The following is a 7,934-nucleotide window of genomic DNA, read 5'->3' on the forward strand; positions in this document are numbered from 1 at the left end:
CCGCCTGTATTCCGGTCCCTGCCCCGTGGTCCGACTTGATAGTGGCGCGGGTCTACGCCTGTGTCACAGGACTTGGAGGCGTGATGGATGGTCAAACGACTGAAACTGAATGAGAAAACCCTGCGCGAGGCGGAGCCGAAGCCCGGCGTCAGCTATCAGATATTCGACACGGAGGTGATTGGCTTCGCCGCCCGTGTGCAAGCCTCGGGCGCGCGGACCTTCACCATCGACTACCGGCACGCCGGTCGGCAGCGGCGGATGACCATCGGGCGTTGGCCGGAGTGGAGTGTCACGGCCGCGCGCGAACGTGCCAAGGAACTGCGCCGCGCCATCGACGAGGGGCAGGATCCTTTGGCGGCGCGGGACGAGTGGCGCGGGGCCCCGCGCGTCACGGACATGATCGATCGCTACATCGTCGAGCATCTGCCGAAACTGGCGAAGACCAATGCGGGCGACCAGGTCTCGATGCTGAAAAAGATGGTGGAACCGGCGTGGGGCAACCGGCTGGTGACGGAGGTCACCAAGTCTGACGTGGCGAAGTTCCTCGACTTCGTGGCCGAGGGGCGGCCTCGGCCCTGCAAGGCGAAGCCCAACAACCGGGCACGCAAGCTGCAGGGTCACAAGCCCACCCCGATCCGCGCCAACCGGATGGGCGAGGTGCTGCGCAAGATGTTCACGCTGGCGGTGGAATGGGAATGGCGGACGGACAACCCCGCGCAGGGCTTCCATCGGCGCATCGAACACGCCCGCGAACGGTTCCTGTCTCCCGAGGAACTGACCGGGCTGGCGGCCGTGCTGGATGCTGCCGAGGATCAGCGCGCCGCGGCGATCATCCGCATGTGCATGCTGACCGGCGCGCGGGTGGGCGAGGTCCGGACGGCCCGGTTCGAACAGTTCAACCTCGACTATGCCATCTGGTCGAAACCCGCCTCGGCCACCAAGCAGCGCAAGATCCACCGCGTGCCAATTTCGCAGGACGTGGCGGCCATCGTGCGGCTGCGCCAGCAGGTAGTGCCCCGCGGCAACCCGTGGCTCTTCCCCGGCGACACCGTCGGCCAGCCCGTGCGGGAAATCCGCCGCTTCTGGGCCAAGGTGCAGAGGGAGGCCGGACTGGCCGACGTCCGCATCCATGACCTGCGCCACACCTTCGCTTCACTGCTGGTCAGCGGCGGCGCATCGCTGGAAATGATCGGCAAGCTCTTGGGCCATAGCCAGATGCAGACCACCCAGCGCTATGCACACCTGATGGATTCCCCGCTGCGCGCGGGCGTCGACACGGTGGCCAATCTCCTGCGCCCGCGGCCGCGCCTTGTGCATGACGCGGCGCAGGAGGGGACCGACCTTCCGAAAACGGCCTGATCGTCAGATCGGCTCCTCGCCGCGCAACTTGCTCCAGAGCGAGGTCAGCCGCTTGCGGATCGTGCTTTCATCCGGCACCTCCCCGGACTTCGAGTTCTGCACGAACCAGTCCTGCACCAATGAGACCAGCGCGGTCTTGGTTTCTGGAAGCCCCTTCTCGTGGGCGAACCAGAACAGCCACGCATACATCGCATCCCAATCGTAGCGCGGCGTGGCACCGATGGTGGAAACCAGCCGCGGCAGCAATTCCCGCTCGTCCTCGAACTGGTGCAGATTTCCGGCATCCACCAGCAAGTCAAAGGAACGCACCAGCAGGCCCTCGGCCGGGTCCGTGATCGCCAGCCAGGTCGTCGCCCCAAGGGGCATGACACGCTTGAGGCGCGCATGCTCGTCGCTCGGGCCGATCCTTCGAAACAATCCCATGAATTCGGGCATCGGCACCTGCACCATTCCTGCGACGGTTTCCGCTCCGCAGAGCACCGGGGGAATGCCGGTCACGACGTTCAGGTGCCCCGCCGCCGCCCAGCCCGCGACGTCGGCCGGATGACGGTTCCAGCGAAATGCCAGCTCATAGATCGAGTGGAAGGCAACAGGCGGCAGGGGCATTGGGAAACTCCTTTCAGACATGCGGCATCCTTCGGCCAGGGCCGTCGGCATGCAGGTTACAAATGACCCGACACGCGAGGCGCGCGGGCCCACGGGGTGGAGAGCACGTCGTCGAGGAAAACCGCCTGTAGGCCAGAGGCACACCGTCACCGGCGTGCACATCCGACTGTGTTCGTCTTTTCGATTCTTATGGACTGCTCAACCATGAATCTACGCATCCAGAAGGCGAGCGCGCAACCACAATCCTGTGCTGTTCGTCACGAACAAAGAAAGAACCTGTGGATATCGTCGAGCGCCTTCGGAACCCGACCGGAACAACCTGTTCCGGCAATTCCGCTCCCCTCGGAACCGGTCAATCACTCCGAAAGCCGGTCAGATCGCCCGGCCCGGAGGGAGCGGTAACGCACGCGCACAGTTCACCGCCCGGAGCCGCCTCGGATGATCGCTGTGGGGGCGGCTGCGTGCGGTAGCACCGACCACCCACAAGCCCCAAAACCCCAATGAAAACTGGGGTGGAATTGATCCACCGCGCTCAATTCCACCTTCCGCCTGTCTTCCGGTCCTCGCGCTCTGCTTCGCTGACCCTGCCCCTGCCAGAGGGCGCATGGCCAACGGAGCAGCCCATGAAAGACATTCTGACCGATCCCGTCGAAGACATCCCCGACCTCTTGGCCGACTGGATCAGCCGCGAGCAGCTGGCCCGCGCGCTGGGCCTGACCGCGGACACGCTGTCCCGGTGGGAAGCCCGCCGCCAGGGACCGCCCTGCACACGCATAGGTCGAAAGACCTTCTATCGCCGCGCCGCCATTCAGGAGTGGATCCGTTCGCAGGAACAGGCCCATCCGGTGCGCAAGACGCGGGGGCGGCCATGACCATCCACCCTCGCAATTCCGCCTGGCCCTCCGACCGAGTGGCCGAGGCCCGCGCTGTCATCGCCGATGTCGCGCATCACAGCGATCTCCTGATCCGGCTCGCCTGCAATGTGCTGGTTCAGCATGGCGAGACCCCGGGCGAGCGCGCCGATGCCCAGCGCCTGCTGGTGGTCGTCGACGCTCGACGCCCCGTTCGGCGCGCCCAGCGTGAGGATCAGGGGAGGGCCGCGCAATGATGCGCCGTGGCACCCCCGAGGCTGATCTGCAGCGTTCCGTGGTGCAGGCGCTGCGGATAGCCCTGCCCCGCTCGGCCATCATCCACCACTGCGCCAACGAGGTGACCGAGGCCGGGCCCCGCGGGGCAAAGCGCCAGGCGATCCTTGTCGGCATGGGCGTCAATGCCGGGTTCGCCGATCTGATGGTGATTTGCGACGGCCGCGTCCTGTTTCTCGAGTTGAAGGCGCCGAAGGGGCGATTGCGGTCGGAGCAGGAAGCGTTCCGCGACGCGGTGCAGGCGCAAGGGTTCGGCTGGGCGCTGGTCCGCAGCCTCGACGATGCGCTGGGCGCGCTGGCCGATCACGGATTCACCACGCGCATCGCCCCTGCCCCGCGGAGGCCCGCGCCATGAGCCATGAGGCCACCAACTGGGCCATCAAGCAGCGCGGGCTGAAGCCCACGACCAAGATCGTGCTCTGGCATCTTTGCGACCGGTTCAACCCGGATTACGGCTGCTTCCCCTCGCAGGACCGGCTGGCGCATGACTGCGAGATCAGCCGGTCGACGCTGAACGATCACCTTGGCCAGCTCGAGGCGGTGGGACTGCTGCGGCGGGTGCCGCGGCTTGACCCCGTGACCAAGCGCCAGCTGCCGACACGCTACATCCTGGGGTTCGAGCCGGGTTTCACACCTGTGGCTGTGGTGCCGTGTCCGGAAATCGGACACGGGGAGGACGAGCGTTCGGAAAGCCTCGACGGTGCCGATGTTTGCGAGCTCGAAGGCATGGCCAATTCGCTGCCGTGTCCGGATTTCGGACACGGGGATGGCGCCGTAGCCGTGTCCGATTTTCAGGCTGACCCGTGTCCGGAAAGTGCCGAAAGCCGTGTCCGGATTTCGGACACTAACCCTGTAAGGGAACCTCTAAGTAAACCAGTAAAGGAGGAGGAGGGCGCGCAAGCGCGCGCGCCGATTTCCGATGAGGTTTTTAGGGATCTGCTCGCAGCACTCGGCCTCGACCCCGACGCCCTGCCCGGCTGGTGGCAAGGCTGGCCGCCCCGGCTGCACGTACAGCGCTGGCGAGACGAACTTGGCCTGACCGAGGCGGAGATCATCGCCGCGGCCGAGGCCAGCCGCCAGGAACACCCCGAACCACCCGATGGGCCGAAAGCGCTGGACCGGGCGATGCAACGGGCGGCCCAGCGCAAGGTCGAGGATGCCGGGCGCAAACGCCGGAAGCCCAAGGCGACCCCTGCCCCGGCCGCGAAACCGATCACGGACCTGCCCGCCTTCTACGCCGATCTGGTCAACTCCGACCGCTACCTGCCGGTCAGCGCAATCAGCAACACGATGCGCGACGCCATGCTGGCGCGGGGGCTCGTGACACCGGAACGCTTGCGCGAGCGCGGGGTGCGGTGAATGGCATGGTGTCACGTCCCCGGCACGGATTGTCCCTCTGCGCAGGCGGCGGAGGCCTTGATCTGGGCCTCATGCTCGCCGAACCCGGCTATCACACCCGCGCCTTCGTCGAATGGGAGGACTGGCCGCGCGGCGTCCTCATCGCCGCCCAGCGCGCAAGATACTTCGCCCCGGCCCCGATCTGGACCGACCTGCGCAGCTTCGATGCCCGGCCCTTCCGCGGCGCCTTCGATGCCGTCCTGGCCGGATATCCCTGCCAGCCCTTCAGCGCGGCCGGGAAACGCGGCGGCGCCGACGATCCTCGCCACCTCTGGCCCGACGTCGCCCGGGTCATCGGAGAATGCCGTCCCGAATGGGTCTTCCTCGAAAACGTCGCCGGGCACGTCACCCTCGGCCTCGAAACCGTCCTGCGAGAGCTTTGGGGATTGGGCTACACGCCTGCGGCGGGCCTGTTCTCGGCGGCAGAGGTCGGCGCGCCGCACGAGCGGCTGCGGATCTTCATCCTGGCCCACACCAATGAGCCTGCATCCCGGCACGGACCGATACAATCCGGCCGGGAACAGCGACTTCACCCGGAAGGCGGAAGCACTGGCGCTGGGCATCGCGAAAGCGCTGCCGAACCACTGGCCGACCCCGGCCGCCCAGAACTGGAAGGGGTCGAGCGAGGCCAGCATCACCCGCACAGTAAGCGCTACGCCGACCCCCTCCTGCCATTTGCGACTTGATCCGGCCATTCTGCGCGCATGGGCGTGACGGAGGGTTTGGATTTTGGAAGTAGACGGCAAAATGGGCGTCCAATTGGGCGGCTCTATGGGGGTTGGGGTTTCCCGGCTGGAGGTGATCGAGGGGCCGAGCGGTCGTCGTCGGCGCACGAAGGCAGAGCGGGCGCGGATCGCGGCGGAGAGCATGATGCCCGGGGTGACGGTCGCAGATACTGCGCGCAAGCACGGCACGACCCGCTGGCAGATTTACGATTGGCGCAAGCAGATACGCAAAGGTAATTTGGTGGTGCCCGAAAGCGTGGCGGCCTTGCCGTTCTTCGCGGAACTGGTGGTTGATGACAGCGCGACTGAGGCTTCGGCGGCCGTCCCCGGGTCCAATCTCGAAATCGTGGTGGGCGACATCGTCATCCGCGCGGGTCCTGATGTCGATGAGGGGCAGCTGACCCGGGCAATCCGGGCGGCACGGGCTGCGGCATCGTGATGTTCGGCCATGGCGGTTCGGTGAAGGTCTTCGTGGCGACCCGGCCGGTAGACTTCCGCAAGGGTATCGATGGCTTGGCACTGGCGGTGCAGGAGATGTTCGGGATGGACCCGTTCTGCGGGGCGGCTTTCGTGTTCCGCGCAAAGCGGGCGGACAGGATCAAGCTGCTGCTCTGGGATCAGACCGGCATGGTGCTGGTTCACAAGCGGCTGGAAGGCGGCAAATTCGTCTGGCCACAGGTGCGCGACGGGGTCATGCGCATGTCCAGCGCGCAGTTTGCAGCGCTTTTTGAGGGCGTGGATTGGCGGATGGTCCGACCCGAACGGGCACGACGCCCGCTGACGGCGGGGTGACAGGTAGACGGCGCCGAAATACCTGTTTTTGCTGGCCTGCAAGGGCATCCTGTGATCCACTTCCTGGCATGGAAGCAGCTGATCTTGCGCGTGAAAATGCCCTGCTGAAGGCCCGCCTCGCCGAGGTGGAGGCGACGCTGGCCGAGACGCAAGAGGCCAACCGGCGGCTGCAGGATATCCTGCACGCGGCGCAGCGCGAGAAATTCGGCAAGCGCTCCGAAAAGCTCTCGCCCGAGCAGTTCAACCTGCCCCTGGAAGATGCCGAATTTGCCCAAGGCGTGCTCGAGGCAGCACAGGAAAAGGCCGAAGCGGCGATGCAGCGGGCGCGCGGGGAAACATCGCGCAAGCCCAAGCGCAACCGTGGCCATCTACCGCCCCATCTGCCCCGGGTCGAGCGCGTGATCGAGCCTGCCAGCACGCTCTGCCCCTGTGGTTGCGGTGAGATGGCCAATATCGGGGAAGACGTCTCCGAACGGCTGGACGTGATCCCCGCGCAGTTCCGGGTGCTGGTCACGCGGCGGCCCAAATACGCCTGCCGCCGCTGTTCGCAGGCCGTGGCGCAAGCGCATGCGCCTGAACATGTGGTGCCTGGCGGTCTGCCCACGGAACTCTTCATCGCCTGGATTATCGTCTCGAAGTTCGGTGACCACCTGCCGTTTTATCGGCAGGCCGAGATCTTCAAGCGGCAAGGGATCGATCTGGACCGCGGCACGCTCGGCAACTGGGTCGGCCGCGCCTGTTTCCACCTGATGCCCGTCATCAACCACATGCGCACGCATCTGCGCGGTGCAGACCGTATCTTCGTGGACGAAACTCGCGCGCCAGTGTTGGAACCGGGCCTGAAACGCACCAAGAGCGGCTTCTTCTGGGCCGTCGTCACTGATGACCGTGGTCATGGCGGGGCCGGCCCACCCATCGTGCTGTTCCACTACGCCCCTGGCCGGGGCAAGGCGCATCCGCTGAAATTCCTCGCCGGATACCGCGGCCGCTTCCTGCAGTGCGACGCCTACCAGTCCTACAACGCGATGACGGAAATCGCGCGCGACAATGGCCCGTGGCAACTGGTCTATTGCTGGACCCATGTCCGCCGCCGCTTCGTGAAACGCTTCGAGAGTGACGGCTCGCCCATCGCCGAGGAAATGCTGCGCCAGATCGCGCTTATTTATCAGATCGAGAAGTCCGTGCGGGGCAAGGAGGCCACTATGCGCCTTGCTGCACGGCGTGAGCATTCGGCCCCGATCATCGCGGCGCTGAAACCCTGGCTGGAAGCCCAGCTCTCGCGCATACCGCAGAAATCCCAGCTCGCCGAAGACATCCGCTACACCTTGGCGCACTGGCCCGGACTGATCCGCTTCCTCGAGCACGGCATGCTGGAGCCCGACACCAACCCGGTCGAGAACCAGATCCGACCGATCGCCCTGACAAGAAAGAATGCTCTATTTGCAGGGAATGAAGTCGGCGCCGAGAACTGGGCCATGCTCGCCTCGCTGGTCGCTACCTGCAAGATGTCCGACGTGAACCCAGTCGACTATCTCGCCGCCACACTGCGCGCCATCCTCGACGGTCACCCACAAAGCGGTATCGAAGACCTCATGCCATGGCGATTCAACCAGCCGTCAAGCCTCGCAGCATAGGGCCGCAACGTCGCGCTTACGGTGGGGGCCTCGTCGAACGTTGACCAGGTGTTGACAAGAATTTGGAATGAGTAAAGCCGAGCGTTATGCTCGGCTTTGAAGTCTTTGATAGTATTGGATATTTTGGTTGCGGGGACAGGATTTGAACCTGTGACCTTCAGGTTATGAGCCTGACGAGCTACCGGGCTGCTCCACCCCGCGCCATTGCACCAAGCAGGAGGTGCGGTATGCCCCGAGGGCTTTGGGCGATCGGGGGTAATCGTTTTCGAGAGAGA

General features: G+C 65.4%; 10 protein-coding genes and 1 tRNA gene. 9 read left to right on the top strand and 2 right to left on the bottom strand.

Features of this window, described 5'->3' with window-relative positions; genetic code table 11:
- Window positions 1-87 precede the first annotated feature (87 nt).
- Window positions 88-1,359, top strand: coding sequence for a tyrosine-type recombinase/integrase (locus tag ACK4IU_RS15515; RefSeq protein WP_409736808.1), 1,272 nt, complete (start codon window positions 88-90; stop codon window positions 1,357-1,359).
- A gap of 3 nt (window positions 1,360-1,362) precedes the next feature.
- Here the strand turns inward: ACK4IU_RS15515 and ACK4IU_RS15520 are convergent, their stop codons facing one another.
- Complete coding sequence (locus ACK4IU_RS15520; RefSeq protein WP_409736810.1) at window positions 1,363-1,965, bottom strand: hypothetical protein; 603 nt, start codon at window positions 1,963-1,965, stop codon at window positions 1,363-1,365.
- 623 nt (window positions 1,966-2,588) lie between these two features.
- Between ACK4IU_RS15520 and ACK4IU_RS15525 the strand changes: the two genes are divergently transcribed.
- The 8 genes from ACK4IU_RS15525 to tnpC all read left to right on the top strand — a co-directional run bounded on the left by ACK4IU_RS15525 (window position 2,589) and on the right by tnpC (window position 7,659).
- On the top strand, window positions 2,589-2,837 hold the full coding sequence (locus ACK4IU_RS15525; protein ID WP_409736812.1) for a helix-turn-helix transcriptional regulator: 249 nt from the start codon (window positions 2,589-2,591) through the stop codon (window positions 2,835-2,837).
- Window positions 2,834-3,073 (top strand): hypothetical protein, encoded by a 240-nt coding sequence (locus ACK4IU_RS15530; protein WP_409736814.1) that lies wholly within the window; start codon window positions 2,834-2,836, stop codon window positions 3,071-3,073. The genes ACK4IU_RS15525 and ACK4IU_RS15530 overlap by 4 nt, the downstream gene beginning before the upstream one ends.
- A complete protein-coding gene (locus ACK4IU_RS15535; protein WP_409736816.1) occupies window positions 3,070-3,465 on the top strand; it encodes a VRR-NUC domain-containing protein in 396 nt (131 codons plus the stop codon). The genes ACK4IU_RS15530 and ACK4IU_RS15535 overlap by 4 nt, the downstream gene beginning before the upstream one ends.
- Window positions 3,462-4,469: a helix-turn-helix domain-containing protein gene (locus ACK4IU_RS15540; protein WP_409736818.1), complete on the top strand. Its 1,008-nt coding sequence runs from the start codon at window positions 3,462-3,464 to the stop codon at window positions 4,467-4,469. Before ACK4IU_RS15535 ends, ACK4IU_RS15540 begins: the two co-directional genes overlap by 4 nt.
- Before the next feature lie 71 nt (window positions 4,470-4,540).
- Window positions 4,541-5,194 (top strand): DNA cytosine methyltransferase, encoded by a 654-nt coding sequence (locus tag ACK4IU_RS15545; protein ID WP_409736820.1) that lies wholly within the window; start codon window positions 4,541-4,543, stop codon window positions 5,192-5,194.
- A 61-nt stretch (window positions 5,195-5,255) separates the two neighbouring features.
- Complete coding sequence (tnpA, locus tag ACK4IU_RS15550; protein WP_409736822.1) at window positions 5,256-5,672, top strand: IS66-like element accessory protein TnpA; 417 nt, start codon at window positions 5,256-5,258, stop codon at window positions 5,670-5,672.
- Window positions 5,672-6,025: an IS66 family insertion sequence element accessory protein TnpB gene (tnpB, locus tag ACK4IU_RS15555; protein ID WP_078527643.1), complete on the top strand. Its 354-nt coding sequence runs from the start codon at window positions 5,672-5,674 to the stop codon at window positions 6,023-6,025. Before tnpA ends, tnpB begins: the two co-directional genes overlap by 1 nt.
- Window positions 6,026-6,093: 68 nt before the next feature.
- Entirely contained in the window at window positions 6,094-7,659 is a 1,566-nt protein-coding gene (tnpC, locus tag ACK4IU_RS15560) for an IS66 family transposase (RefSeq protein ID WP_409736824.1), read from the top strand.
- A 124-nt stretch (window positions 7,660-7,783) separates the two neighbouring features.
- On the opposite strand, the gene ACK4IU_RS15565 is transcribed toward tnpC, so the two are convergent.
- Window positions 7,784-7,860: transfer RNA gene (locus tag ACK4IU_RS15565), tRNA-Met, on the bottom strand.
- Window positions 7,861-7,934 lie beyond the last annotated feature (74 nt).

It is taken from the genome of Tabrizicola flagellatus, from assembly GCF_046295235.1.
GTDB lineage: Bacteria > Pseudomonadota > Alphaproteobacteria > Rhodobacterales > Rhodobacteraceae > Tabrizicola > Tabrizicola flagellata_A.